The sequence below is a fragment of the Dickeya sp. CFBP 2040 genome (assembly GCF_012273755.1).
Classification (GTDB): domain Bacteria; phylum Pseudomonadota; class Gammaproteobacteria; order Enterobacterales; family Enterobacteriaceae; genus Dickeya; species Dickeya poaceiphila.
In genome coordinates this window covers 89930-115571 of the sequence record NZ_JAAVXH010000030.1, presented here as the reverse complement: position 1 = coordinate 115571, position 25642 = coordinate 89930, and the positions used below count along the sequence as shown (strand labels likewise).

26 protein-coding genes and 2 pseudogenes are annotated in these 25642 nt (G+C 50.0%); 9 read left to right on the top strand and 19 right to left on the bottom strand.

Annotated elements, in window-relative coordinates; translation table 11 throughout:
- Together Dpoa2040_RS04725 and Dpoa2040_RS04720 are read right to left on the bottom strand one after the other, a co-directional pair.
- Positions 1-100, bottom strand: a 100-nt coding sequence (locus Dpoa2040_RS04725) for a transposase (RefSeq protein ID WP_168640470.1), incomplete at its 3' end; no start/stop codon positions are given.
- 52 nt (positions 101-152) lie between these two features.
- Positions 153-548: pseudogene (locus Dpoa2040_RS04720) on the bottom strand (IS4 family transposase); the annotation flags it as partial.
- A 142-nt stretch (positions 549-690) separates the two neighbouring features.
- On the opposite strand from Dpoa2040_RS04720, the gene Dpoa2040_RS04710 reads away from it, so the two are divergent.
- Both Dpoa2040_RS04710 and Dpoa2040_RS18340 read left to right on the top strand, forming a co-directional pair.
- Entirely contained in the window at positions 691-975 is a 285-nt protein-coding gene (locus tag Dpoa2040_RS04710) for a helix-turn-helix domain-containing protein (protein WP_168640469.1), read from the top strand.
- A 9-nt stretch (positions 976-984) separates the two neighbouring features.
- Positions 985-1128 (top strand): annotated as a pseudogene (locus tag Dpoa2040_RS18340) (transcriptional regulator); the annotation flags it as partial.
- A gap of 270 nt (positions 1129-1398) precedes the next feature.
- On the opposite strand, the gene Dpoa2040_RS04705 reads toward Dpoa2040_RS18340, so the two are convergent.
- A complete protein-coding gene (locus Dpoa2040_RS04705; protein WP_013316117.1) occupies positions 1399-1878 on the bottom strand; it encodes a GNAT family N-acetyltransferase in 480 nt (159 codons plus the stop codon).
- Entirely contained in the window at positions 1869-2141 is a 273-nt protein-coding gene (locus Dpoa2040_RS04700) for a DUF1778 domain-containing protein (protein ID WP_019843650.1), read from the bottom strand. Before Dpoa2040_RS04700 ends, Dpoa2040_RS04705 begins: the two co-directional genes overlap by 10 nt.
- A gap of 486 nt (positions 2142-2627) precedes the next feature.
- Between Dpoa2040_RS04700 and Dpoa2040_RS04695 the strand changes: the two genes are divergently transcribed.
- Together Dpoa2040_RS04695 and Dpoa2040_RS04690 are read left to right on the top strand one after the other, a co-directional pair.
- Positions 2628-3884: an integrase arm-type DNA-binding domain-containing protein gene (locus tag Dpoa2040_RS04695; protein ID WP_168640468.1), complete on the top strand. Its 1257-nt coding sequence runs from the start codon at positions 2628-2630 to the stop codon at positions 3882-3884.
- Between the two features lie 64 nt (positions 3885-3948).
- The gene (locus tag Dpoa2040_RS04690) at positions 3949-5115 is read left to right on the top strand and encodes an IS256 family transposase (protein ID WP_168640467.1); all 1167 of its coding nucleotides are present in this window, start codon (positions 3949-3951) and stop codon (positions 5113-5115) included.
- 84 nt (positions 5116-5199) lie between these two features.
- Here Dpoa2040_RS04690 and Dpoa2040_RS04685 read toward each other — a convergent pair whose 3' ends face one another.
- Positions 5200-5745 carry an AraC family transcriptional regulator gene (locus Dpoa2040_RS04685; RefSeq protein ID WP_042868185.1) on the bottom strand — a complete coding sequence of 182 codons (546 nt, stop codon included), beginning with the start codon at positions 5743-5745 and terminating at the stop codon, positions 5200-5202.
- A gap of 429 nt (positions 5746-6174) precedes the next feature.
- On the opposite strand from Dpoa2040_RS04685, the gene Dpoa2040_RS04680 reads away from it, so the two are divergent.
- The 5 genes from Dpoa2040_RS04680 (at position 6175) to Dpoa2040_RS18250 (ending at position 12394) form a co-directional block, all read left to right on the top strand.
- Positions 6175-7425 carry an efflux RND transporter periplasmic adaptor subunit gene (locus tag Dpoa2040_RS04680; RefSeq protein ID WP_168640466.1) on the top strand — a complete coding sequence of 417 codons (1251 nt, stop codon included), beginning with the start codon at positions 6175-6177 and terminating at the stop codon, positions 7423-7425.
- A 53-nt stretch (positions 7426-7478) separates the two neighbouring features.
- A complete protein-coding gene (locus Dpoa2040_RS04675; protein ID WP_042868187.1) occupies positions 7479-8195 on the top strand; it encodes an ABC transporter ATP-binding protein in 717 nt (238 codons plus the stop codon).
- A gap of 1 nt (position 8196) precedes the next feature.
- The gene (locus Dpoa2040_RS04670; protein ID WP_168640465.1) at positions 8197-10626 is read left to right on the top strand and encodes an ABC transporter permease; all 2430 of its coding nucleotides are present in this window, start codon (positions 8197-8199) and stop codon (positions 10624-10626) included.
- Between the two features lie 48 nt (positions 10627-10674).
- A complete protein-coding gene (locus Dpoa2040_RS04665; protein WP_168640464.1) occupies positions 10675-12084 on the top strand; it encodes a sigma-54 dependent transcriptional regulator in 1410 nt (469 codons plus the stop codon).
- 118 nt (positions 12085-12202) lie between these two features.
- Positions 12203-12394, top strand: a complete 192-nt coding sequence (locus Dpoa2040_RS18250) for a hypothetical protein (protein WP_210423827.1) — start codon at positions 12203-12205, stop codon at positions 12392-12394.
- 27 nt (positions 12395-12421) lie between these two features.
- Here the strand turns inward: Dpoa2040_RS18250 and Dpoa2040_RS04660 are convergent, their stop codons facing one another.
- The 14 genes from Dpoa2040_RS04660 to Dpoa2040_RS04595 all read right to left on the bottom strand — a co-directional run bounded on the left by Dpoa2040_RS04660 (position 12422) and on the right by Dpoa2040_RS04595 (position 25621).
- Complete coding sequence (locus Dpoa2040_RS04660; RefSeq protein WP_042868191.1) at positions 12422-13078, bottom strand: GIN domain-containing protein; 657 nt, start codon at positions 13076-13078, stop codon at positions 12422-12424.
- Between the two features lie 9 nt (positions 13079-13087).
- A complete protein-coding gene (locus Dpoa2040_RS04655; protein WP_168640463.1) occupies positions 13088-14164 on the bottom strand; it encodes a MupA/Atu3671 family FMN-dependent luciferase-like monooxygenase in 1077 nt (358 codons plus the stop codon).
- Entirely contained in the window at positions 14154-15464 is a 1311-nt protein-coding gene (locus Dpoa2040_RS04650; RefSeq protein WP_042868195.1) for a cytochrome P450, read from the bottom strand. The genes Dpoa2040_RS04655 and Dpoa2040_RS04650 overlap by 11 nt, the downstream gene beginning before the upstream one ends.
- The gene (locus Dpoa2040_RS04645; RefSeq protein WP_371810577.1) at positions 15448-16392 is read right to left on the bottom strand and encodes a 3-oxoacyl-ACP synthase; all 945 of its coding nucleotides are present in this window, start codon (positions 16390-16392) and stop codon (positions 15448-15450) included. The genes Dpoa2040_RS04650 and Dpoa2040_RS04645 overlap by 17 nt, the downstream gene beginning before the upstream one ends.
- A gap of 5 nt (positions 16393-16397) precedes the next feature.
- Positions 16398-17246, bottom strand: coding sequence for a hypothetical protein (locus Dpoa2040_RS04640; RefSeq protein ID WP_168640461.1), 849 nt, complete (start codon positions 17244-17246; stop codon positions 16398-16400).
- Between the two features lie 10 nt (positions 17247-17256).
- Positions 17257-18363 (bottom strand): acyl-CoA dehydrogenase family protein, encoded by a 1107-nt coding sequence (locus Dpoa2040_RS04635; RefSeq protein ID WP_168640460.1) that lies wholly within the window; start codon positions 18361-18363, stop codon positions 17257-17259.
- A 67-nt stretch (positions 18364-18430) separates the two neighbouring features.
- Positions 18431-19387, bottom strand: a complete 957-nt coding sequence (locus Dpoa2040_RS04630) for a 3-oxoacyl-[acyl-carrier-protein] synthase III C-terminal domain-containing protein (RefSeq protein ID WP_071604271.1) — start codon at positions 19385-19387, stop codon at positions 18431-18433.
- Positions 19371-20192, bottom strand: a complete 822-nt coding sequence (locus tag Dpoa2040_RS04625) for an alpha/beta fold hydrolase (RefSeq protein ID WP_168640459.1) — start codon at positions 20190-20192, stop codon at positions 19371-19373. Before Dpoa2040_RS04625 ends, Dpoa2040_RS04630 begins: the two co-directional genes overlap by 17 nt.
- A gap of 2 nt (positions 20193-20194) precedes the next feature.
- Positions 20195-20689, bottom strand: a complete 495-nt coding sequence (locus Dpoa2040_RS04620; protein WP_168640458.1) for a hypothetical protein — start codon at positions 20687-20689, stop codon at positions 20195-20197.
- Complete coding sequence (locus Dpoa2040_RS04615) at positions 20686-21825, bottom strand: acyl-CoA dehydrogenase family protein (RefSeq protein ID WP_168640457.1); 1140 nt, start codon at positions 21823-21825, stop codon at positions 20686-20688. The genes Dpoa2040_RS04620 and Dpoa2040_RS04615 overlap by 4 nt, the downstream gene beginning before the upstream one ends.
- Positions 21822-22226 carry a VOC family protein gene (locus tag Dpoa2040_RS04610; RefSeq protein ID WP_042868203.1) on the bottom strand — a complete coding sequence of 135 codons (405 nt, stop codon included), beginning with the start codon at positions 22224-22226 and terminating at the stop codon, positions 21822-21824. The genes Dpoa2040_RS04615 and Dpoa2040_RS04610 overlap by 4 nt, the downstream gene beginning before the upstream one ends.
- Before the next feature lie 106 nt (positions 22227-22332).
- Positions 22333-23844 carry an AMP-binding protein gene (locus Dpoa2040_RS04605; RefSeq protein WP_168640456.1) on the bottom strand — a complete coding sequence of 504 codons (1512 nt, stop codon included), beginning with the start codon at positions 23842-23844 and terminating at the stop codon, positions 22333-22335.
- Positions 23813-25366, bottom strand: coding sequence for an AMP-binding protein (locus Dpoa2040_RS04600; protein ID WP_168640455.1), 1554 nt, complete (start codon positions 25364-25366; stop codon positions 23813-23815). The genes Dpoa2040_RS04605 and Dpoa2040_RS04600 overlap by 32 nt, the downstream gene beginning before the upstream one ends.
- Complete coding sequence (locus Dpoa2040_RS04595; RefSeq protein ID WP_042868213.1) at positions 25367-25621, bottom strand: phosphopantetheine-binding protein; 255 nt, start codon at positions 25619-25621, stop codon at positions 25367-25369.
- Positions 25622-25642 lie beyond the last annotated feature (21 nt).

Genomic DNA, 25642 nt, shown 5'->3' with positions numbered 1-25642 from the left:
TGATGCCATGCTCCCGACATAATTCAGGAACCGGTGTACCCGCCTCAGCCTGTTTGAGAATGGCGATGATCTGACTGTCAGTAAAACGTGATCGCTTCATAGAAATCCCCCTGCATTCCGGTTAGGAGAAAATTCTACTTATGCATGCACTGGTTTTTCGGGGGGATTACCACCTGACTCATCAAGGGGATAGCGCGACCATCACAGACAAGACTTGCACGCAGGACATGAAAAGCCTGCGAGGGATAGCCACTCCAGTCGACGGCAATAACACACCACGGCATGTTTTTGGTCATCATGGCCGTAATCTGATTAAATATTTTCGGGATATCGTTATAAAGCGCCGTGTTGCCTAAAAGGCGGTCAACCCGTTTTATTTTATCTTTCACGCGAGCAGCACCGGGCAAATAACGCCCGATGCTGGTGAGCGAAAGCGTCGCACCGTTTATCAACGCCGTGGTTGAATCAATAAGCGCATGTTGTCGATATTGATGCGTTGAAGCTAAAGCGTTACGGAAAAAAGTCTGGCATACTTTACGGACAGGCATAGAGGTGATCTCATTGAATTTTTTGGCGAAAATCAGTAGATCATAAAACTCTATGCCTGTCTTGTTTTCTGGGGATTCGTCAGCCCTAAGACCCCGAAAGCTGAAATAGCGCTGGCAAAGTCAAGATGGGAGGAATTGAAAGATGGCAGTTAAAGGTATCCGATTTTCTGATGTTAAAGCGAAAGCGCTTTCTCATCCTGAAGTTAAAAAAGCATATGAGGACGAAACTCAAGAAGAAGAGCTTCGCGCTGTTCTGATCGAAATGAAGTCCAGGTCAGGTCTGACAAGTACAGAGATCGCCGCTCGCATGGGTGTGAGCCAACCCGCCGTAAGCCGCCTTGAGAGAAATGTTTCCAGTGCCAGTATCTCAACCTTACAACGTTATGCCGCTGCTTGCGGGATGCAGCTTAAGCTGTCACTGGGTTAAGATTAGAGTGGCATTCACACGCCGGATTTTGAGCTGGCGCGCCGACTGGCTGCTGTGCTGCATGTTCCTGCCTGTTATTTTTATACGGTAGAAGATGATTTGGCAGAAATGATCCTGTCGTTTTACGACACGAAGGAAAATCCATCTTCATAGTGCCACGGAGCGCCCGTCCCCTCCCAAAAAGGGGCGGGTGCGGTGCCAGACGCTATCATGATTGGCAGACCATAAGATCTGGTCGCGACTAATAACGTTAATTAATTGGCTTTCGACTAATAGTGATGGGAAATGACGCCATTTATTTTAAATCAGCATGCTTAAATGTTTGCTCGCCAGCCTGGCTATTTGTCATTTTTAGCATGTTACTCTCTTCTTTATCAGTGATTAAGGCGTTACATAAATCCTCTTTATTTTGATAAAAATTTATTACCATAACGATAATAATAAGGTGTGTTCCTGTATTTCTGACGGGACAAAACCCCAGTATTGGTAGAACGCTTTTGCCTCATCAGATAACGCATGTACCAATAACGCTTTGTTGCCTACCTGCTGCGCTACATTGCGGGAGCGGAGTACCGCATCTTTCAGAAGCCCGGCACCGATCCCCATACGTTGATAACGTTCATCAACGGCTAATCGGCCAAGTACCAGAACAGGAATGGGGTCAGGCATATTGCGCCGGAATGCGCCCGGCGCAACCTGACGTTGGATGCTACCCGACGCGAGGGCATAGAACCCCACCACACGCTGTGTACCGGCTTCACACACCACGAAGGTGCGTGAAGCGCCCAGCGTCTGATTTTTTAACGCCTTGCGTTTCAGCCATTCATTCAATGACGGCTCTGAACAATGAAAATCCACAACTGCATGTTGAGGCAGCAATAATTCCGGTGCCGTTATTCCCACGGAGATTTCCTGTTCAGTAATGCATTCACACGCGGATTATCTGTGACAGGCGATTCCAGCACCTGAATGAAAGCATCATATTGTTCATCATTGACCAGAAACAGCCGTTGATCCAACAACACATCTTCAGCCTCACGGCAGGCAGCATCAAGGATAAACTCTGTTCTTGATTTCGACAGCAATTTAGCAGCGACATCAATCAGCTCCCGCTGTGATGCTTTTGCACGAATATTAATCGGCATTTCTTTTGTCTCTGTTCGCATCGTGACCTCTCTGTGTAGCGAATAGCTATACATCCAGTATAGTGAACGGTACAGCAAATAGCCACACGCCATTCATGAACAACATTTTCGTCATCGCTGGGTTGGGTTAGGATCTGTTGCCCGGAATCGAACCGGAACGGATAAGAATTAATCTTATTGATAAAATGACGTGATATAGCTCATTGAAAACATGGGCTAAAAATGAGGTGGGGGCATAAAAGGGGGCACCTAAATTAGATTGGTGAGTATTAAATTTTATTATTCAATTAATTACATCATTTTGCGTGTCCGGCCTTCCCAACAGTATATAAATAGACGTCAACCGACGTCTTTTTTTATGCCTGAAATCCAGTATTTACCCGCCTTTCCCGCTATATTCATTCTCTCAGGGTCAACCGACATCCATGTACATCTACCAACAGTTGTTGGTACAGATGATGGTATTTTCGGTTCGATAATGCTTGTACCAACGGGGAGGGGATAAGTATGGCGCTCACTGATATCAAAGTCAGAACAGCCAAGCCTTCGGATAAGCAATACAAGCTGACCGATGGCAATGGTATGCATCTGCTGGTTCATCCCAATGGCTCAAAGTATTGGCGCTTACAGTACCGTTTTGGCGGCAAACAGAAGATGCTGGCACTGGGGGTTTATCCTGATGTCTCTCTGGCTGATGCCAGAGCACGCCGTGATGAAGCGCGGAAGTTATTGGCAAACGGCACTGACCCCGGCGACAAAAAGAAATCCGATAAGGTTGAACAAAGCGAAGCGTTAACCTTTAAAGAGGTGGCAATAGAATGGCACGCCACCAATAAAAAATGGTCGCAGGAGCACAGCCATCGAGTGCTGAAAAGTCTGGAAGATAACCTTTTCCCGGCAATAGGCAAACGCAACATCGCCGAGCTTAAAACCCGTGACCTGCTAGCGCCTATCAAGGCGGTGGAGCAGTCAGGCCGCCTTGAAGTCGCCTCACGGCTCCAGCAACGCACAACCGCGATAATGCGCTACGCCGTGCAAAGCGGATTAATCGACTACAACCCGGCGCAGGAAATGGCAGGGGCGGTGGCGTCCAGCAATCGGCAGCATCGCCCGGCACTGGATCTTAAGCGCACGCCCGAACTGCTCCGGCGTATCGATAACTACACCGGCAGGCCATTAACCCGTCTGGCGGTCGAACTGACGTTATTGATTTTTATCCGCTCCAGCGAACTGCGCTTTGCACGCTGGTCAGAGATAGATTTTGATACCGCCATGTGGACGATTCCCCCGGAACGCGAACCCATCGACGGTGTAAAACACTCTCATCGCGGCTCAAAAATGCGCACTCCGCACCTGGTGCCGCTTTCCCGGCAGGCGCTGGCGACGTTGAAGCAAATCCAGCAATTTAGCGGCGACCATGAGCTTATCTTTATTGGCGACCACGACCCGCGTAAACCCATGAGTGAGAACACGGTGAACAAAGCGCTGCGAGTGATGGGGTATGACACCAAGGTTGAAGTCTGCGGCCACGGTTTCAGAACGATGGCCTGTAGCTCGCTTATCGAGTCGGGCTTATGGCCGCGTGACGCAGTAGAACGCCAGATGAGCCATATGGAGCGTAACTCGGTACGAGCGGCCTACATCCACAAAGCCGAGCACCTGGACGAACGCAAACTGATGCTGCAATGGTGGGCGGATTTCCTCGATGCGAACCGGGAGAAGGCGGTGAGTGCGTTTGATTTTGGGAAGTTGGCGGCTGGGTGATCAGGACAAGCTCCTGCCTGATAGTCTTCCCGTAACGCCCTGCGAGCCGGGGCGTACACAAAATATGCAACTATCCTCCGAAGCCGACCTCAATGCGTTTTCCCGTATGCTGACGAAGTTAACCGTCGAAACCGCGCTCAATGCAGAACTGACTGAGCATCTCGGGCACGAAAAAAATGCCCCTAAATCAGGCTCTAATACCCGAAATGGTTACTCGTCTAAAACCGTGTTATGCGACGACGGTGAGATTGAACTGAGCACGCCACGTGACCGCGAAAACACCTTCGAGCCGCAACTGATAAAGAAAAATCAGACGCGTATCACGCAGATGGACAGCCAGATTTTGTCCCTGTACGCCAAAGGCATGACCACGCGGGAAATCGTTTCTACATTCAAAGAGATGTACGATGCGGATGTGTCGCCCACGCTGATATCTAAAGTCACCGATGCGGTTAAAGAACAGGTGACAGAATGGCAAAATCGTCCACTAAATTCGCTGTATCCCATTGTTTACCTTGATTGTATTGTGGTGAAGGTTCGTCACAGTGGCAGCGTCATTAACAAAGCGGTGTTTCTCGCACTGGGCATCAACACAGAAGGCCAGAAAGAGCTGCTGGGTATGTGGCTGGCCGAAAATGAGGGCGCGAAGTTCTGGTTGAGCGTACTCACAGAGCTGAAAAACCGGGGGCTTCAGGATATCCTGATTGCCTGCGTGGACGGTCTGAAGGGCTTCCCGGAGGCCATTAACAGCGTCTATCCGCAGACACATATCCAGCTGTGCATCATCCACATAGTGCGCAACAGCCTGAAATACGTCTCGTGGAAGGATTACAAGGGTGTCACCAGCGGGCTGAAAGCGGTGTATCAGGCCCCAACCGAGGAAGCAGCGTTGATGGCGCTGGACAAGTTCTCCGACATCTGGGATGAGAAATACCCCCAAATCAGCAAAAGCTGGCGTGCGCACTGGGAAAATCTCAATACATTCTTTGGCTACCCGCCGGATATCCGCAAGGCTATCTACACCACCAATGCCATCGAATCGCTGAACAGTGTGATTCGCCAGTCGATAAAGAAACGCAAAGTATTCCCGACAGATGATTCGGTACGGAAAGTGATTTATCTGGCGATACAGTCGGCCTTGAAAAAATGGAGTATGCCGATCCAGAACTGGCGACTGGCGATGAGCCGTTTTATTATCGAGTTCGGTGATCGCCTGAGCGATCACCTTTAATACGGTGGCAATTACACAGAATTATTTACAGGGTCCCTTTAATGGGTGGCAGTTATCAAGAATTGTTTACAGAGTCTTTTATAATTATATTAAATGCAGATTGTTGATAAGTACATTTTTTGAGAAAACATTTTTATTGACACCAAACATAATGTCGAATTCTTTATTTTTTCTTTTTCTTTCACTGTTTATTTTTGTGCGTGCATCTTTCTTGAAGTTCATCGGCGTCTGGTTATACGCGAGGCTGAAGCTTCTCGAAAAATGTGGTAGAGATGAAAATCCACATGCGCAACTGATTTCCGTTAAGGACCAGTGGGGAGCCAGGTCGATAAATTCTTTAGCTAATGCAAGTCTCACTTTCCACAACCATTTTATGGGTGTAGTACCATAAAAAAGATTGAAAATACGGCAAATATCAAAGCGTGTCTTTCCTGATATCTCTTCCAGATCTTCTAACAAAATGTCTTCTGAAATATTCTCGATTATGTAGTGAATCACTTTCATAATGCAATGCGTTTTCTCAGCTTTGGCCTGCTTTCCATATATTTTCAGATGCCTCTCTTCGAGATCATCCATTATTTTTTTAGTGAACTCCTCTTTTTCTACGTCAGTTAATTTACGTTCTAACATACACACTCCTTATGCTATCGGTGATTTTTTGATAATGAAATTACGCGGTCTGTGTCTTGTAATTTAACTAGCAATCGCTGTGCCAATGTTTTTTAATAAATTAACAGATTGAAATTTATGATTATTTTGGCGATATCCCAAATTAGGGATGTGTGATTTCCCGATTTTGGGACGTGCGATTTTGAAAGGTTGGAATATCATCCCAATAATGGGATTTTAGCCGGGAAGCCTTGTCAGGACTAAAGCCTGGCGCGATAGCTGCTGCATGAAACGCAGCGTCATTCCATAAACGGGATCGACAACGTTGCGCTGATCAACATCTTGGATTTGTGATTTAGTTAATTTATTGATTTTAATTGTTTTTTATTTCAATTGGTGTGTTGGCACAATATCTGCATAGATCTGGCTGCATTCTTAAGGGGAATAACAATGGATATTTCATTAGTACAAACAGGAAACAGAATTCGCTTTAAAAAATACGCTAAGCCGTTTGCTGTGGTTATGGGGCTGGTTGTGGCGCTTGCTGTGATCTACAACTTCAAATTTTCACCTTATAAAGTCCCACTCAGCAGCCTTTCAGTCGCTGAAGTGAAATTCGGTAATTTTTCTGTTGAGGTAAGGGGCAATGGCGTCCTTCTTCCTCAGGATATCAACTGGGTGTCGGCCAGTGTAGATGCACGGGTTGAGGAAGTGATTTATAAGGCAGGGGCGCGGGTCAAAAAAGGGGATCTGTTAGTCAGGATGAGCAACCCTACTGTTGAACAACAATATCAGGAAAATAAACTGGGGTATGATGCTTTACGCGCTGAAATCGATGCTAAAAACGCAGAACTAAAAAACAAAGTGTTAAATCAGGAAGCTGTTCTTTTGGATGCCGGGTCGCGCCTGCTGGCATCAGAAGCCCGCTTAAAAGCTCAGAAAAAATATATTCTGGCAGTACCGATGCTGGAATATGAAACCACCCGTATTAATACCGAACAATATCGTCATCAGGTTGCATTTGAAGAAAAGCGATTGGCCACGCTTAAGCAAAGTGTTGAGGCCGATATTAAAGCAAACCAAATGCGTCTGAATAAATCTGCTTCTCTGGTTGCGTTATATAAACAGGAAGTGGAATCTCTTAATGTGACGTCTCCCATTGATGGGGTTTTGCAGGATGTTGCGGTTCAGGCCGGTCAGCGGATCACCACTGGCAGTAATATCGCGCGTTTAGCCAAAGAAAAGGATCTCTACGCTGAATTAAAAGTCCCAGAACTGCAGTCTAGAGATTTAACGGTTGGTCAGCCTGTTACTATTAATACGGGGCGCAGCAAATTCGAAGGGCAGGTATCAAGGGTTGATCCGGCGGTCGTCAATGGTACGGTAAAAGTTGATGTTGCCTTCACCGGGCCTTTGCCTCAGGAAGCCCGCCCAGACCTGAGCGTTGATGGTCTGATTGGGGTGACAAAAATAGAAAAGACGCTGTTTGTAGAAAGACCGCCTTATGCGCAAAACAATTTACCTTCCACACTCTATGTAATTGATAAAAAAGATAAGATTGCGACCAAAATGAAAGTGAATTTTGGCCAGGGGTCCGCTGACTTTATTCAGGTTACCAGCGGATTACGCGCGGGCGATCAAATAATTTTAAGCGACAGTTCCGCATGGCAGGGCGCAGACAAGATAGAAATAACGGAATGAAATTGCAAAACTCACACGTCAACATAAACGGTAATTTGATGGAGACCAGAACAATGGAACCTTTGGTAGAACTGACAGATATTAATAAGATTTTTCTTACTGATGAAATTGAAACCCATGCTTTAAGCAAGATCAGTTTTACCATTTCCAAAGGCGAGTATGTCTCGATCTCTGGTCCATCAGGATGTGGAAAATCAACGCTCTTGTCGATTTTAGGCCTGCTGGATGTTGCTTCATCCGGGATATACAAGTTGGCCGGGCACAATGTTGTCAATATTTCCAAGCAGCAGCGTGCGCAGGTGCGTAATCGAGATATTGGTTTTATTTTTCAGTCATTTAATCTTATCAGCGATTTGACCATTGAAGAGAATGTGGCGCTTCCCCTGACCTACCGCAACGATATCAGTAAAAGTGAAAGAATAAATCGGGTCAATGATGCGCTGGCGAAGGTCAATATGTCTCATCGCGCACGCCACTATCCATCCCAGCTTTCAGGCGGCCAGCAGCAGCGTGTCGCGGTGGCGCGTGCTATCGTCGGCTCGCCATCTATTCTGTTAGCGGATGAACCTACTGGTAACCTTGACTCGCAAAATGCTGAAGCGGTGATGGATATATTGGATGGCTTGCATCGTGATGGCGCCACCATCTGTATGGTGACGCATGATCCTCGCTCTGCATTGCGGGCGCAGCGGAGCATCGTGCTCTCTGATGGTCAGATTGTCGGGGATGGTTTGCTGAACCGAGAATTAACTTTGATAAAGGAAGCCTGAGATGCTGTTTGATATCCGATATGCGTTAAGGCTTTTGCTGAAGAGCCCCGGTTTCTCAGCGATGACTGTCTTGATTATGTCATGCGGCCTTGCTCTGACGCTTTATATGGTGTCGGTCATCAACACGATTATGTTTTCGCCGCTACCCTATGCGAACGGCAAGAATATGGTGTTACTCAACGCCATCGTAAATGGTGCCAGCCTGAGCGATTCTGGCCTCAATTATCTGGACTATGAGGATATTAAGGCCCGCAATACCACGTTGGAAAACGTTGGTTACTTCCTGGGGGAACGCGCGGACATCAGTGACGGCAACAAGGCCGTTTCTTATATGGCGATACGCAGTACCGAAGACCTGTTTTCCTACACGGGTGTGCAACCTATTAAAGGACGATCCTTCAATCAAGGGGATACTGAACCCGGCGCTGAGCCTGTTGCCGTGATTGGCTATAACATGTGGCAAAACTATTTCGCCGGGAATGCCTCCATTGTAGGGCTAAGCGTTATGGTTAACGGCGTCAGAACCCGCATTATCGGCGTGATGCCTGAAAATTTCGCCTTTCCATTCTTCCACGATCTCTGGCTGCCTTCACAACTGAAAGCATCACAATTTTTAACGCGTAAAGATGCACCTGAGGTTTCGGTATATGCTCGTCTTAAGCCCGGCATTTCTGCGAATGAGGCTAATAATGATCTGAGAGGGGTGATGCAAGATCTGGCGGCTCGCTACCCGGAAACCAATAAAGGGCTGTCAGCCCAGGTCCTCACTTTTCAGGAGAACTTCATGGGCGAAGAGACGATGCCTATTTTCATCGTCATGTTAATCGCCGTTGCGTTTGTGCTGATCCTCGCCTGCTGTAATGTGGGCAACCTTCTGCTTGCACGAACCACAGAGCGTGCAAAAGAGATAGCTATCCGCGTCGCCCTGGGGTCGCCGGCAGCAAGATTAGTCATGCAAATGATGTGGGAGAGTCTGTTTATCTGCGTACTCTCTGGCATTATCGCCATCCTGCTTGCTGGCTGGGGGCTTGAAATTACCAACAGCCTGCTCCCAGGATTCGTGCCTAACAAGATCCCTTTCTGGTGGCACCTGAACCTGGATGGCAACACGGTTATACTGGCCTTGATTCTGGTGGCATTAACCGCCGTGACAACGAGTGCGCTTCCGGCCTGGAAGATCACCCACGGCAACTTTAATGATGTGCTCAGGGATGGGACTCGCGGAGCGCAAAGCCGCAGCGCTGGCCGTATATCCCGCATTCTTGTGACGTTTGAAGTGGGGTTGTCCTGTTCAATTCTGTGTATCAGCGCGCTGTTAGGCGTGTTGGTTTATCAGGCGACGCGTGCAGATTATGGCGTAAGTACCCAAGATTATTTGACCGGGCAAATTAATCTGAATGCCACGCAATATCCGAATGAACAAAGCCGGGTGCTGTTTTATCAGAAACTACAAAGTGCGCTGAATACGATTCCTGGCGCAGAACGCACGGCGATCACGACCAGTACGGCAGGGCAGTTTACGCTTCCTGTTCAGGTTGACGTAGACAATTCGACCAACAACAGCCGGGATAAATGGGCTTATCCTTTGGTCAATGATGTTCAGGTGATGCCTGACAGCCTGGCCGGTATGGGGATAAAAACGGTGCAGGGGCGTGAGTTCTCGTATAGCGATGACGCTCAGTCTCAGCCGGTAGTCGTGGTTAGCCAGTCATTCGCCGAGCAATACTGGCCTGGCGAAAAAAATGTTATTGGTAAACGCCTGCGATTGCGTAATGCTGAAAACCAACGCTGGTATAACGTTATTGGGGTTGTTCCTAATGTTATTCATGGCCGGCCTTTCAGCGCGTTACGTGACAGGGCGACCATCTATCGTTCATTGCAGCAGCAGACGGCTGCTTCGGTGAACGTCGTTGTACATGCGAAAAATCCTGCATTTCTTGGACCAGCGCTTATTGCTGCCGTCAGCCAGGTTGACAGTAGTCTCTCCGTCAGCCAAATACAGACGCTGGATCAACGGCTGGCGCGTAACACCGCAGGTCTTCACTTCATCGCCAGTCTCTTTATGCTCTTTGGTTTGATTGCCATGATTCTTGCCGCAACGGGGATTTACGCCGTGATGCGTAACGTTATCAACCAGCGTATTCAGGAAATTGGCGTTCGCATGGCTATTGGCGCTACGGAGAGCGTGCTTTTGCGAATGCTGATGTTGCAAGGCGGAAAGCAATTACTGGCAGGGTTGGTCATTGGGCTGCCGCTGGCTTTATTTGTTGCGCCGAAACTGACACGTATTCTTGGGGATGGAAAGACAGGATTTATATTGTTATTTACTGGAGTCGCACTGACGATCACGCTGGTTGTCGCCGCTGCGGTCTGGTTCCCGTCCCGACGCGCTACGCGCATGTCGCCTGCGGATGCTATCCGATACGAATAAACCATATAGCCACGCCATTACGGCGTGGCTTCTCATGCTGGGTCTTTTATGGATGAAAAAAAACGAATTCTGGTGGTTGATGATGACGCCGGAATTTTGAGTAGCCTTGAGTTATTGCTGCGTATTGGGGGATATAACGTCACTGTCGAAACCCAGGCTAACCAGCTGATGCGGCATCTGGCCAGCAAACCGTTTGATCTGGTACTGATGGATATGAACTTTCAGAAAGACACCACGTCAGGCAAAGAAGGTTTGCAGCTACTGGATGAGCTAAAAAAGTTTGATGACTGTCTGCCTGTTGTCGCCATGACGGGTTGGGGAAGCGTCGATATCATTGTTAACGCCATGCGGGCGGGGGCGGCGGATTTCATTCAAAAACCCTGGGATAATGAACGTATTCTGAGCATTATCCAGCAGCAAATTGAGCTTAGCCGTGCAAGACGTTCCGGTAACTGTTTGCGTGAAGAAAATAAACTTCTCAAGCTTGCCCGTAATGATGAAATGGGCAGCGAATGGGTCGTTCACTCTCACCCCATGAAACAACTGCTCAGTATGGTTGAGGCCGTCGCCAGGACTGACACCAGTATTCTGATACTGGGTGAAAACGGAACGGGGAAAAGCCTCCTGGCACGTCACATTCACCAGCTGTCTTCGCGCAAAGATAACAGCATGGTAGAAGTGAACATGGGCTGTATTAATGAGCATCTGTTTGAAAGTGAGATGTTTGGCCATGTTAAAGGTGCCTTTACCGATGCGCGAGAAAACCGTATTGGTCGTTTCGAACTGGCCGACAAAGGAACGTTATTTCTGGATGAGATTGGCAATTTACCGCTCTCCCAGCAGATTAAATTGCTGCGCGTTCTGGAAGAACGGCAGTTTGAGCGCGTGGGGTCATCGAGAACGCAAAAAACCAATTGCAGGATCATTGCAGCGACCAATGCAGATCTGGAAAAAGCCGTGGTCAACGGCTCCTTTCGCCAGGATTTGTTATACCGTCTGAACGTTATCCAACTGCATTTACCGGCGCTGCGTCACAGGCAAGAAGATATTGAAATCCTTGCCGAACGTTTTCTGGCGCGCTACGCGCGTAAGTACAACAAACCGGTCCCGGTTTTATCCAGACAGGCTATCAACGGTCTTCATGATTACCATTGGCCGGGCAACATTCGTGAGATGAGCCACCTCATTGAGCGTGCGATACTGCTCTGTCGTGCTGATCGCATCGAAATTGAAGATCTCTGTTTGCCGGGGAGCGAGACGCGTTCAGAAACACCTGTGCGCACGGTGACGATGGATGACGGCGTAGACACGATGACATTAGCTGAGGTGGAGAAAGCGTTGCTTTTGAAACGGTTGCAGCAATACGAAGGCAATGCCATTAAAGCAGCGGAGTCCCTGGGGCTGAGCCGCAGCGCTTTCTACCGCAGAATGGATAAGCTAAAAATAAACCATGAGTAGATTCATCGATACCTTCGACATTCGCTATTTGATTATGTAGCCTCTCTCCTTTGGGAGGCACACTGCTGATATCCTGCTGTGGTCCTTTCCAGGACAATCTCTTTCCCTGAAGGTATTAATGGTACTGATTTTGTGTATTGCTTGTCTTTATTTTAGCTATCACTTTTTTCAGCCGTTGAATAACAAAGCTAACGTTATCTGCAATTTGCTGGAGGCGGTGGAACAGGGGGATTTCAGCCTCAGAGGGAGTACGCAGGGGCGTGGTATGGCGGATAATAACCCGCCATGCGGTGGCGGGTTATTGAGGTAATACGGGATCCCGTAGCGGCCAAAAAAATTAAGCGCAGCCTGAAGTCGAGATGTCGCTGGCGAAGGTGCTTGCTGCCCCGGTATCCACGCCTGCTGACGGGCTAACTGAGAGGCGTGCGCCCGCGGCCAGGGTGCCTGTGATTTTGGGGATGTTGCATAGGAACGCTTCAGCTCCCATGCTCATACGCACCGTCGCAGATTTAGCGCTAAAAGGGGTGGATTTGCGGTTAAAACTGCCGCCCATCGCCAGTTCCAACTGCAGTTCATCGGTTTTGCCTTCCGCACGAATCTCCGTTCCCATACTGCCGCTGACCGAGAGTTGTTCTGGGCTTACTGCACATGCCGCTGCGTCAATTTTTACCCCAGCTTTTCCGGACAATGCATTCAGCGGGTTGCTGGTGTAGAGGGTAATATCCAGAGTATGAGAAACGAAGCGATCATTCTCTGCCGCCTCGTTACTTAAAAGTAGCGAACCGTCTTTGTTAGACACCTGCAGCTTACTCATGGTCTCCTTCGATCCTGAAATGACCATAGACGGTGTCGATGCGCACTTCACCGTCAGGTTGATACCCTGTTGTGCGGTGACGGATGTGAAGCGATCAACGTTGATTGTTTTTTCAGCGGCCTGCGACGAGGAGCAGAAGATCAGCGCCAGTAAAGTCAGTTTTGCAGCAGTCTTTTTCATGTTCTTTCCTTAATTAATTAACAGCGTGGCCAGCGTATCGATAGTGGCCCTGACGCTCTCTTCCGCCATACCGAAATCAATCAGGCAAGCAACCTCATCAATACCCTGTTGTTTCAGCGCGACAAGTATTTCCTGACATTCAGATGCCGAGCCAAACAAGCCATACTGGTTAAGATACTTTTCAACACCCCATTTAAGGGTGTACGCCTGTCGCTTTTGATTTTGTCTCTGTTGGGAAGAGGAAGATTGACTGAGATTGTCGGAAAGCTGCATAAATGCAGATAAATAGTTTTTCAAGGCGGGGCGCAGCTCAGGCAGCATGTCCGCTTTAGATTTGCCTGCCTGGGTGTGCATCATCAGGGTAATCTTACCCGCGTCTGCATCATGCCCGGCCTCCGCTCGCGCCCGACGATAGCTGGCGCAATTCGCTTCAAGCTGTTCCCATGTCTGGTTTATCAGATGGGTGAGTACATGAAACCCGCGTTTGCCGGCTTCCTCAAACAACAGCGGATTACTGCCAGTGGTAATCCATACCGGAATATTGTGCTGAAGCGGTGCCGGCCAGGTCTGGATCTCAACGGGTTCAGGGCTACCCGGCAGAGATAATTCATCGCGCACCACGGTATTGCCGGACCACAATGACAGGACGGTTTCTATTGAGCTGAAAAGGCACTGCTGTCTGTTTTTATAGTTACCGGCATTCAGGACAAAGTCATTGCGTTGCCAGCCCGCGGCGAAGGCAACGCCCACTCTTCCTGCGGAGAGATTATCAACCAGCGCCCATTCCTCAGCCACGCGGAGCGGGTCATGCAAAGGTAATACAACACTACCTGCGCGAATCGAGATGCGGCGCGTGGAAGCAGCAAGCGCGGCGCTAAGCACCGATGGATTCGGGAACATTCCGCCAAAGGCGTTAAAATGGCGTTCAGGCGTCCAGATAGCATCGAAGTTAAGCTCATCTGCCAACTGCACCATGCTAATAAGCTGCTGATATTGTGTCGTTGAAGCCCCTTTGTTGACATTTGAAAAAAAGAATAAGCTGAGTTTGGGGATGGCGCTTGAGGTTAACTCCGCCTTAGCAGACATGGTGTGTTACCTTGTTGTTTTGCTTCAGGATGAAATGGATATCACCTCTTGGCGTGACATTCAGTTCGAAGAGGGGTTTAAGCGCAGCAGGCCGTGTGTCCGGAGCCAGTGAAAAAGTAAAATGTTCGCAAAAAGTAATGATGGCTGTTGTCAACTGGTCTAATGCCAGCGTCATGCCGACGCAGTTACGTTTACCGATGCTAAAGGGAAAGTAATGCTCTGGTGGGATTTTGGCATCAGATAAAAAGCGTTCAGGGTTGTAGGTTAGCGGCTGGTCCCAGTATGCTTTGTTGCGGTGTATGAGCCACGGTGAGAACAGCACCCGCGTCCCTTTTGCGATCAATGCGCCATCGATAACCATTTCCTCAGCCGTGGTGCGCTCAAAGAAGGCGGTAACCGGGGTCAGTCTCAGCGATTCTTTTACCACCGCTAGCGCAACGGATCGTTTTCCATGACGGGCTTGTTCCTGAATCTGAAGCTGATAATCCTGTTGTTGAGAGAGATGAGTGAGGGTCCATAAAAGCGCTATGCCGGTATTATCAACGCTTGCCGCGAGATTCCCTAATAGCAGACTGATGACCCGCTCCCGCTCTTCACGTCTGGCATTCACATCCAGCGCCAGACAAAGCCGCTGTAGCATGGTTGCATTTCCGCAGGCTGCGCTATCGATTTGTGGCGCGATGATCGCTTCCACTTCCTTACGAAACGCTACCAATGCGGGATGCTTGACTATTTGCTCATAGTCCATGCCAGGGGCTTCTACGATAAGCTGAAGATAGATTTGCCTGAAATGCGCGATCATGTTGCTCAACTGCTCCTGACTGATGCCTGTGCCAAAAAAGCCATCGGCAACGCACATCAGCGCCCAGTTAAGACACAACTCACGTAACGAACCTTTCCCGCCCTCAGATAACGCTGATGTGAGCCAGTACGCTGCGCACTGTGAGCCTGCTTTTAATCGCGGAGATCGGGGGTTAACGGTCGGAGCCGTGAGTTTTCTTGCCATTCTCCACTCATCACCATCCCTGGATGTGGTGAGAGAGGGGCCCATGATGATTCGGCCCACAGTAGAGGCCGAGGTCAGTGATTCAAACTCTTTTAAAAACAGGGTTTCTTGCTCAATCAGCAGGCGCGCGTGCCGGGCACCGGCAAGTAGCAGAATCGGCTCCTCTTCCTGACCGATCCAGACAAGATCACCGTACTGACGATGCGCATTTTCCGCTATCTGGAGGAACCCGTTCTGGATATGCCAGCCTGTGGGGGGAAGATAACGTGGGATAGACTCAGAATTCGCAGACATGGTTGATATCCTCGCAACGGTATCGGGTGACTGTGGCGGACCCTACCCATCCCCCCAGCCCAACGGAAAGCAATATTGCCGGGCAACCCGTTTTAGCTGGAGCATAGGATTCGAGCAGCAGAAGAGGATCTGTGGTGTAGCAGTGGCCGGTTTCGTTTATCAGATCGGTTGCAACACGCTGCTGGGCATTGGCTGGATGCCTTGCCCAGGTTTGCCAGGCTAATTTATTGATATTGTGAGGAAGCAGCCAGGCCTGTTCGCGCAGATCAGCCGTGTATAGGTTAAGCGCCATGCCAGCCAGTTCGTCATGGGCTCGATAAAACTTCCTGATGTCATCCTGGGTGCCGTCTAAACCGGGCCAGAACTCAGGACGATGGCAGCAGTGAATGTCCGATATCGTACATTCCCCCCATCCCGCGTCGAGTATGGCGCAGGCAAAGGCGTCACCGATCAGGGTGCAGCCGGGAACATACCTTTCAGATAAAGCAAAATCCGCGAGCGTATCACCGGCCAGCAATGCGACCCGTTTTACCTCACCGCGACTAAGCAGTCTGTCAGCGAGCTTCAGCCCCCAGAACAAGGTGGCGCAGTTTTGTTGGTTAAGATTGAACAGTAATGCCTGGTCAGAGATAGCTTCGCAAGATGCCCGCAGTACGTCCAGATCGACATGTTGGCGTGGCGAACGAGCGGGAAGCCCCTGCACCAGGATAACGGCATCGATTTTGGGGCCATCGATGAGCGACGCACAGGCTTGTCCGAGAAGCTGGAGGAAACATGTTTGTGCACTTTCATCCTCTGCGAGTGACGATGCATGGTTAAAACCGAACAACTGGCGAAATATTTTCGCTTCCGAGGATTTTCCGCCGCGGGACTCCACTAAGGTATCGAGGGGAATGCGCGTTTTGGGCACATAGGTTTTCAGGGACACAAGGTTCACCGTGCTTGCTCTCCTGCGAAAGCGCTGAAGCTGAACTCTCCCTGAAACGCACTGACCAGCAGATAGTTTTTCTCTGGCTGACAGTGCTTGCTGAGCGCGACAAAGGGAGCGGCACTGAGTAGCGACGCCTCGGTGGGGTGCGTTTGAAACTCGCCGTTTATTGCCTCCAACGCGGATGATGGCCCGATAACAACGGTATTTGTACCGTCCAGCTCGGCTTTGCGTATCACCTCTCTCACCAGGCTGCCGGATAGTTTGTCCTGCAAGTGCCTGACGTATCCCCGATATTGCAGCCCTCGCCGAAGGGTGTTGACCAGACAAACGCAGGCGTTGTTTTCCGGCTTAAGTTGATCAAGAAGGGGAGAGTGGTACATCAGATTTTTTTGCTCAGCGATGAGCAAAAGGCCATCTTCATCCTTCCCTGCCAGGCAGTCGTTCAGTCCATCCAGGGCAAAAATGGCGGCATCTGGACCTCTATCGCTGATAGCCAGGGCAAGACAATCCGCAAGGCCCAGGGCGTGAATCGTCGCATTGACTACCGACGTGCCCATATGCAGATCCGGTGTCCAGTGGGCCATAAGAAGGGTTCTGATACGATCAGGAGAAATGACCGCCTGAACCTCCGGCAGAAGGGCGAGAATCATATCGCTGAACGCGGCACGTTCAGGACTGTTTATCCATTCATTAACGCGTTCCTGCTCTGCCGTTAATTGAAGGCCGTTGGAGTGAAAAAAGTGTTGTATATAGGAATGCCAGTGCGGAATTTCTTGTTCCCATTCCGGCTGGTTCTTTTCGGTAAAAACAAAAGAACGATAGAAAATATCTTTGGGATCGAGATAAATCATGGCGAAATCTTCACACTGGCTGAGGGGGACGAAGGCTGTTGAGAAGATGGATATTTGTGGTGCCTTCCATATATTCGAACGCGAAGCTGTCGCGGTACTTCCTGCGTAACGTGCTGTCGGATAGCCAGTCGTCGCGTCGTAACCAGAGCGGCACTGCATGTGCGGTTTCTTCCACTAAACGTGTGGCGCCAAGCTTAAGTTGACTGGTCTGTGCGTACTGATGTTTTCCGAGTGAGTAGCCCTCGGCAACGGACAACATATTTTTGTAGAGCGCGTGATACTTGCGCCACTGTTGCGTTTTCCACCGTAAGGCCTTTTCCGGTAACGCATAGTTTTCCAGTCTGGTCAGCAAGCCGAACGTGGTGCCCAGCGCTATCGCCGCCACCATCGGACGGTGGCGTTCAAAAACGAGGCTCAACGCGTTGAGTCCCTGTTGTAGCCCACGATGCTGATGTCCCAAAATATCGTCGCTGAGAACCGGATAGTCGTCAAACACGAGTCGGGTCAACCCGGCCCCCTGAAGGCCGAACGTCGCCAGGAGTTCACGCTGTGGTCCATGCCGTTCATTATCCGGAAATATCATAACCAGACGATGACTCTGCTGATAACGAGCGAAGACGATACCGACGCTGGCGTTCAGTGCGCCGCCAATAAACATTTTTGTTCCGTTAATGCATCCGCTGTCTTGCTGCATACTCAGTTCGCAATGAATGTCTGTCGCATCGGAGCCTTTTTCCGGCTCGCTGACGGCAAAGAATGTCCAGGCAGGGCGTTCAGAAAAGCATGAGAAGAATCGGGCTTGTTGCTCGTGCGTGCCCAGTGTCAGGATCGCACGGGTACTGAGAGACGCGCCTGGCAGCATCATCATGGCGCTGGCATCTGACCGGCAGAGGTATTCGATGACTTGCAAATGGTGCTCATAGCTAATATCGGACCAGATCGATGACCGGTAGGGATTGAACTCAGCAGGAATACCAATGCAGGCGATGCTCATCAGTTCCGGGTGGGAAAGGCTGGTAAGCGCCGCGGCACGGTTTTTTTCACCCAGGTCGCCGATGGCTAGCAGGTGTTCATCCAATTCTTTTAGTTGGGGATACAACAAAGTGATATCAGCCATGAGACAATTAAGCACGATTAAAAAAGGTTATCTGTAAGTTAATCTCAGTTGTTCATTAAGTATTGATTCAAATTGCAATTACGGAAATTTGATGATGGGCATCCTGCTGTATTAACAACGAGGAAAACGTCGCGCCCATACCTACGCTCGCCAGTAATACCGGCTCATTAGGTTGTGCTTTACCCTGCTTTATTAAGGTGGCGAGATTAATAAATGGATCGGCTCCAAAACAATGTCCATATAGTTTTATATTATCCAGCATGACTTTATTTTTGCTGATGCCTAACTCTCCCATAATTTTATTCCACGATGAGAGATTGACATTGTGAGGCGCTAGCCAGGATAGCGTGTCTGCGGTAATGCCAAAGTAGCAAAATGCGGACTTAAGGGAATTTAAGATAAAGGGAAAGTAGTGATCGCTAAATACCGGGCCGTTGTCATAAAAATGTCCTGATTGCCGGTTGAACTCCCCCGCCTGAGTGGTAAATCTACCGATAACATTACCTGCGCCAACGGGATTTGAGATCAACACTGCGCAGGCGCACTCGCCCATAATGGTCGTGTCGTTAATTAGCTCAACTTTGGGATGAAAGGCTTTTTCGCCGATAAGCAACAGGGCATATTCTCCCGGTTTTAATTTTCTCGACAGAAAATCAATGGCGGTCAGCGACGTTGAGCAGTGCCCCATTGTGAGCGAGAAATACTCCGTATCGGCAGAGAACCCATAATCAGACACCATTGCTTTGACGCAGTCGGGAAACGGTTTCACTGCCGGTAATGTATGGGTATGTACGACATATTTAATGTCTTTCAGTTGTGAAGTATGGCATTCGACAAACTTGCTCAACAGCGGATGAAACATATCGTTCAGCGAGCCGGGCGCGCGCGGAAAACGCTCTAAACCGTAAAAGCGAGAAAACATTCTGACATCTAAGGGTGTCAGTTTGAGTGAAGGAGCCAGCTCGTTAAGCAGCTTATGCTCTTCAGGCAGATAAAGCGTAAGAGATTCAATATGGCCGGGCATAGCGTTTCACTCCCTGTATTCGGGACATCGGACGGCATAAATAACCGCTGATGGCCTGAAGCGTTGTGTCATGATTCAGAACACCCAGATGACCAGCCTCGTGCACCAGCACCAGTTCGCTTTCAGGTAATTGGCGATGCAGGGACAGGGCATCCTGCACGTCGATTTTTCGATCCGCCGTACCATGAATGACCAGAGCGCTCGCCTTCAATCGGGCGAACACCTGTCTGGACATCAGTTCCGGGCCGGCGGAGAGATCGTTTGAATAACGGTGATGAAGCGCGGTGTGCAGGCCGCTTATGACCGGAAACTCCCTGAGCTTATGTTCAAGAAGATCAGGAAAAGAAGAAGGAGAGGCGATCAGGATGATATTTGAGAGCATGAATCCTTGCGTCGCTGCCAGGGCGGCGATCACCCCTCCCGCTGAGTGAGCGATAACGATATCAAATTCTCCTTCCCGCTCCTGTAATTGCATTAGCAGTTGTACCTGTTCGGGAATAGAGCTTGCTTGTGGGTGTGTCGGGTCGTGTCCCAAAAGGAAAGGCATAAAGACACGGTATCCCAGCTGCTGGAGCAGATCTCTCTGTGGCTTCAGCATTAAAGGGTTTCCGCCCCAGCCGTGAATCAGTAACGCTTTGGGCGCCGTCTGGCATTGACTAAGGCAACTGAGTAACCGCCCTTGCCGCTGTTTAACCGGAAAGCGAATATCCGTCATCTGGCTTATTTCATCGATTTCGCCTTTTCGCAAAGGAAAGAGCGTTGGCCGCGTCAGGGAGGTCAGGATGGTGTTTAGCTGTTCGTCCATGGTCAACGTTCATTCTGAGAAGAGAAGGTAAGAATATTTAGCACGATCTCTTGTTTACTCGGTGACGGTGACAGTCGGCGCAGCGGATCGTGAACGTAAACCAGACAGTGCCCAGGACGTATGAACTCCGAGGCCAGCCTGACGGCGGTATTCAGCGAAAAGGCGCCGCTGTTGATTCCCCAGGCTTCGCTATAGTTGGGGCAGTGGCATAAAAGGCTTTGCAGTAATGGCGTCGCTCCCCTGGCCGCGGGAAAAAGTGCGTCATAAACCAAAATAGACGGCAAGTGGTGAGTTAAACCGTGTTGGCAAAGCGCCACGGTTTCGCTGGCGTGTAATTGATTACCGCAGTGAGACACCGGCCAGTGGTGATACCAGGACTCCGTCTGTTCGTTCTCCCGGCAGGGTATAAAATGCCGACTGTCGGGAGTGATGAGGGTTCCTACACTGCGTATGCTGAGCTTTTGATGGCTGAGTAATGCTGCGGACTGGCGCATCATGCTGCCTCGCTGGACGGTTTAAAGCCGGAGCTAAGCATATGGATGTGTCGGGTGCCTTCAGTGTATTCAAATGCTTTGACATCGCGGAAAGCACGCCAGAGTCGATGGTGGAGCGGCGTTATCTGAGCCGGCATCGCATGTATTAGCCTGCTGATGATGCTCTCAGCAACCCTCACGCTATCTGTTTTTGACATCCCTGGCGTGCAATCCGGGGTTTGATGCGCCTCCAGCTGGCGGCAGACTCGGACTGCTCTGAGATAGGCCGCATCCAGCTCAAGACTGGCCTTCGAGAAATGGACGGATGAACGGTACCTGGTGGTCACCTCATCGGCTTGCCAGTCATGTAAGGCGCGTCGGGCGACGCCCAGAGCAATGGCGCCGACGCAAGGTCTAAGGGCGTCAAAGGTGGCGAGAGCAGAACGTGCAAAGCGTTGCGTTGGCTTCAGATGTTGGCCTAGCGCTTGCTCGTCAGGGATAAACAGATCCCTGAAGGTCAGATGTGCCAGACTGATTCCCTCAAGGCCGTTCAACTGCAATCGGCGGCGCTGCACGCCATCGGCTGCTGGATTAAGGATAAATGCATCCACGCCGAGCGCACCCTGCGATGTGCGCGCGAAAACCACGCCGGTATCGGCGATAGTGCCATTACCTATCAGCATTTTTTCACCTGACAGGAGGTAGCCGCCATCAACGCGTGTGGCCGTGGTTTGCATGGCTCTGGCGTCGCTGCCTAATGTCGGTTCCGTCATCGCAAAACAGGACCAGCGTAACCCCTGGAGAAAAGGCTCAAAAAAGCTGTCCTGCTGACGTTCGGTTCCCAGGCCCGCGACGACATAAGCCGCCATTCCTGGCCCAGGGGCCAGAAAAATCAACGCGGGAGAGACATAACCAATGTTTTCGTAAAGTTTCAGACGCTCCGATAAGGCGAGATCTCTGCGTGCCTCAGCCATGCCCGTGGCCGCGTAGCGTTCGGGCAGGCCCAACATATTAAGCTGTGCAGCGCGAGACCACCCGGAAAGCATGATACGAGACTGAACGGGATCGTTAGTTGCTCTGATGCGTTCCGCTATGTACTCGGCATCATCGCCGGTAATAAGCGCATCGCGCAGGATAATATCGTGATGGGTATTCATCATAATGGTTTGGTCATTATTTCAATAATGCCGACGGCAGGGTGATAAAGATGGCTGGCGCGATGTTCGCTGCTGAACGCGGTAAAAGGGCGCGTAAGGGTTGTCCAGCCAGCCTGTTTCATCGATTTATACTGCTTATCAAAATCATCTGTGACAAAACAAATATGATAAGGAACGGATTGTTTATCGGTTTTAATGAGCATTTGATTAAGCAGGATATTATCAGGCAGCGGTTCAACCAGCTCAATGCGATGTAATTTATCTTGAGTTGATAATAAGGTAATCAGCGCCTTCTGGGGGGCAAGCAGTTCTTTATATCTGATGACCTCCGGGTAGAAAGGTTTAATGGCGTTAATCGTTGCATCACTGTCTGCGACAACATAGCCTGAGTGATCGAAGCGCATATAAATATCCTGAATTGTCTTGTTATCGACCCGTCGGCCTTTACCCGATGACTTACCGAGAGAGTTTATTTAAGGGCCGTTTTTGTTTTTTACTTGAGCTTGCACTTTAAACCCGTTCGCGGTTTTCCAGTTCCTGCAACAGTGCTTTCTTATCGATTTTGGCGTGTAGCGTCATCGGAAAATTCTGCTGAAATATGATCGACCGGGGGATCATGTTTGCCGGCAGGCGTTGGGCAAGGTGACGGCGAAAATCGTCGTAGCGCGCCGGTGAATTATCAGCTAGCTGAACAAAGAGATGTGGTGTTGACGCACTATGCCTATCTTCACTTACCGCAAGGCAGCACTGCATAACATTGTCGTGGTCGCAGGCTGCCATCTCAATTTCAGCAATTTCGATGCGATTGCCGTTGAGTTTTATTTGCCCGTCATCACGACCGCAAATAAAAAGGGAACCGCTCTTGTCGATATAGCCTTTATCCCCGGTGGCGTAATATCTACCGTGATGATCGCAACCAAACGTGACGTTGCGGGGATGATCGTCTGGCAGATAGCCCTGAGATACCTGAGGGCCGTATAGCCTGACTTCACCCGTCGTGCCCGGCGGGAGAGGATGCCCTTCATCATCGACAATCAACACGTTATTCAGGCCACGGGGGTGTCCGAGAGGCAACAACCCGGAATGAGTAACTACGGGATTTGGCAGAACCCAGCAGTGTGTAAGGCAGGTGGTTTCCGTCGGGCCATATGCATGAAAAATTGTCATGTCCGGAAAACGCTGCTGAAGCGCCTGAATAAGCCACGGCGATACCCGTTCTCCGCCAATAAAAAAATGGGTGAAAGAGGGGAAGGACTGTGCGTTGAACTGCGCGTCTTTGAGCATCAGTTCGGCGAAACTGGGTGTTGAAAACCAGCTTGTAATAGGCTTATGCGCATTGCGCAGCATCAGTTTAATATTTTGCCGCGGTAACATATTGTTTTTGTGGTCGAGCATCAGGACGGTTTTGCCCCGGCACAGCGGAGGAACGAGATCCAAAATCCCCATATCAAAAGAGAGACAAGCATGATTGACATGGCTTCCCGCTGCATTCAGCGTGATGTCATCGGCAAACCAGGCGTTGAACGCGGCAAAGTTGTCATAAGAGATTCGGACCCCTTTTGGCTCCCCCGTACTGCCGGAGGTTGACAGGATATAAAACAGGGGCTGCGTGAGAGTATCGGGCACAGACAACACCGAGGGATCGCCATCAGGCAACGCAGCGGTCATGAGCTGAGCGTTCACCTCCAGGTCGTCAAGCGCCTTGTCGCTGGTATTCAGGATCACGGTCGCTTTAGTCATTAAGGTGATTTTTTGCACCCGTGAAGCCGGGTTGGCCTCATCGACAAACGTGAAGCAGCAATTGCTCAATATGCTTGCCAAAATAGCCGCTACCGCATCGATTTGTTTATGCCCGTGAATCAGCACCGTTTGCCCACGAAAAGGGACCAGGTATGCGGTGATAGCGGCTACCCGTTTCCCCAGCGCCGCGTAGCTGTAGTCGCTTTGCTGATTGATAATAGCGATAGCATCTTCCTGATTTTTCAGCTTTTCAAACAGAGGTTTTACCTGGGACAGAAACATATTTGCACCCGCTTTCTAATGCGATTTGTTTAACAGCCTGACGGTCAAGCTTGCCATTGTTGTTTAACTGGATATCCGCAATCCGATACCAGTAGCGTGGTACGCTCCAGGTCGGAAAATGCTCCCGCATGTCTTCTGCCAGCAAGGAAAAGTCGATGTCGTCGGCTGCGGCGACAAATACCTGTACAGACTCCGCTGTGCCTTTGCGGCAATACGGTTCAACGATGACCGCTGAGATACCGCTGCGGGACAGGAGATAATGTTCAATAGCATGGAGATCGATACGGTAGCCCTGAATTTTTACTTCTTTGTCATGTCGTCCAATAAAGTAAAAATAGCGACCATCAAAGGTGCCGATATCGCCGGTTCTATAAGTGCGGCCTTCTGAGGTGAGCGAGAAATTTGCCGCACGCTCTGGTGGTGCGTTGAGATATCCCGCGCCGACGCTGGTGCCGCTAATCACAATTTCACCGTACCCGGTGGCATCATCCGTTCGTTCCAGATACACCGCCGTTCCAGGGCGTGCTGAGCCGATAGGTAAGGACTTACTGTCCTTTAACATGGGCGGGGTGATACGGACCGCTGTTACGGCGACGGTGCATTCCGTTGGGCCATAGGTGTTGATGATTTGCGCATCAGGAAAGCGCTCCCACAACGACGCCACAATCTCTTTGGTCAGCGTTTCTCCGCAGAACATAAAGCGATTGAGGTAAGGCAGTGTCTGTTGATTGAACGTCTTATCCATCAAATAGAGTTTGACGATGGAAGGGGTGGACACCCAGCAGCTAAGCTTGATATTGGCATGTTGGGCAATCAGCTTGCGTGTGTTAACCAGCTCCGTGTAATCGAGTATGGAAATCGGCTGGCGAAACGACCAGGCAAGCCACAGCTCAAACAGGGAAACATCGAAACAGTAGCGCACGTTACCGGTTACCGGCCCATTCAGGGGATAATCCGTAGCAATCCATCTAACGAAATCGGCCAGGTTGTCTACGGTGATGGGTATGCCTTTTGGCTCTCCGGTAGTGCCGGAGGAAAACATGATGTAAGCCAGACCGTGCCAGCTGCGCTCTGCAATCGCTTGTTCCGTACGGCGGATGAGTGTGTCAACCACATCATCGCGATGGATAGCCGTTGGGATGCTGGAGGTGGATACGGCATCCGCATACTTAAGCCTGAACGCCGTGTCGTGGGTATTGATTAACAGGTTGGCGCCGGTAGTGTTAGCGATCCGATCAAGTCGTTCGCGGCTATTATCCGCCTCGACCGGAATAACCGCACAACCGCACAGCAGGCACGCCCACCATGAAGCCAGAAAATCAAACGATCTGTGACCATAGACTAAAACCGGCGTGAACGCCCGGTGACTTTCCTGCTGATGGGTCTGGATAAACAGGGCGATATCGCAGGCGCGGTGAAACAAGGCGACATAGTTAAAACTATCGCCCCTGCACTGCCACGCGTTACCGTCGTGGTTCTGGAACTGCCGGTAAATGGCAATCAGTTCAGACCATGAAGACATTTATGCCACCTGATCCACGAGCTGACGTTCGATATAGCTGGATAGCGTGCCGACGGTTTCGAAGTTTTTAAGCTCTAAGGTCGCCGGGTCCAGCACCAGACCATCGATTTTCTCTTCAAGGTACATAATCAGTTCGATATACAGGCCGCTTTCAAAGCCCAGATCACGCTCAAGATGCGTTGACGCATTGAGTTCGCTTACATTGGATGTTTCTAAAACCAGCCCAATGGCTTCGATAATGATGGAGGTATACATAATCGTTTCCTTGACGGTAAG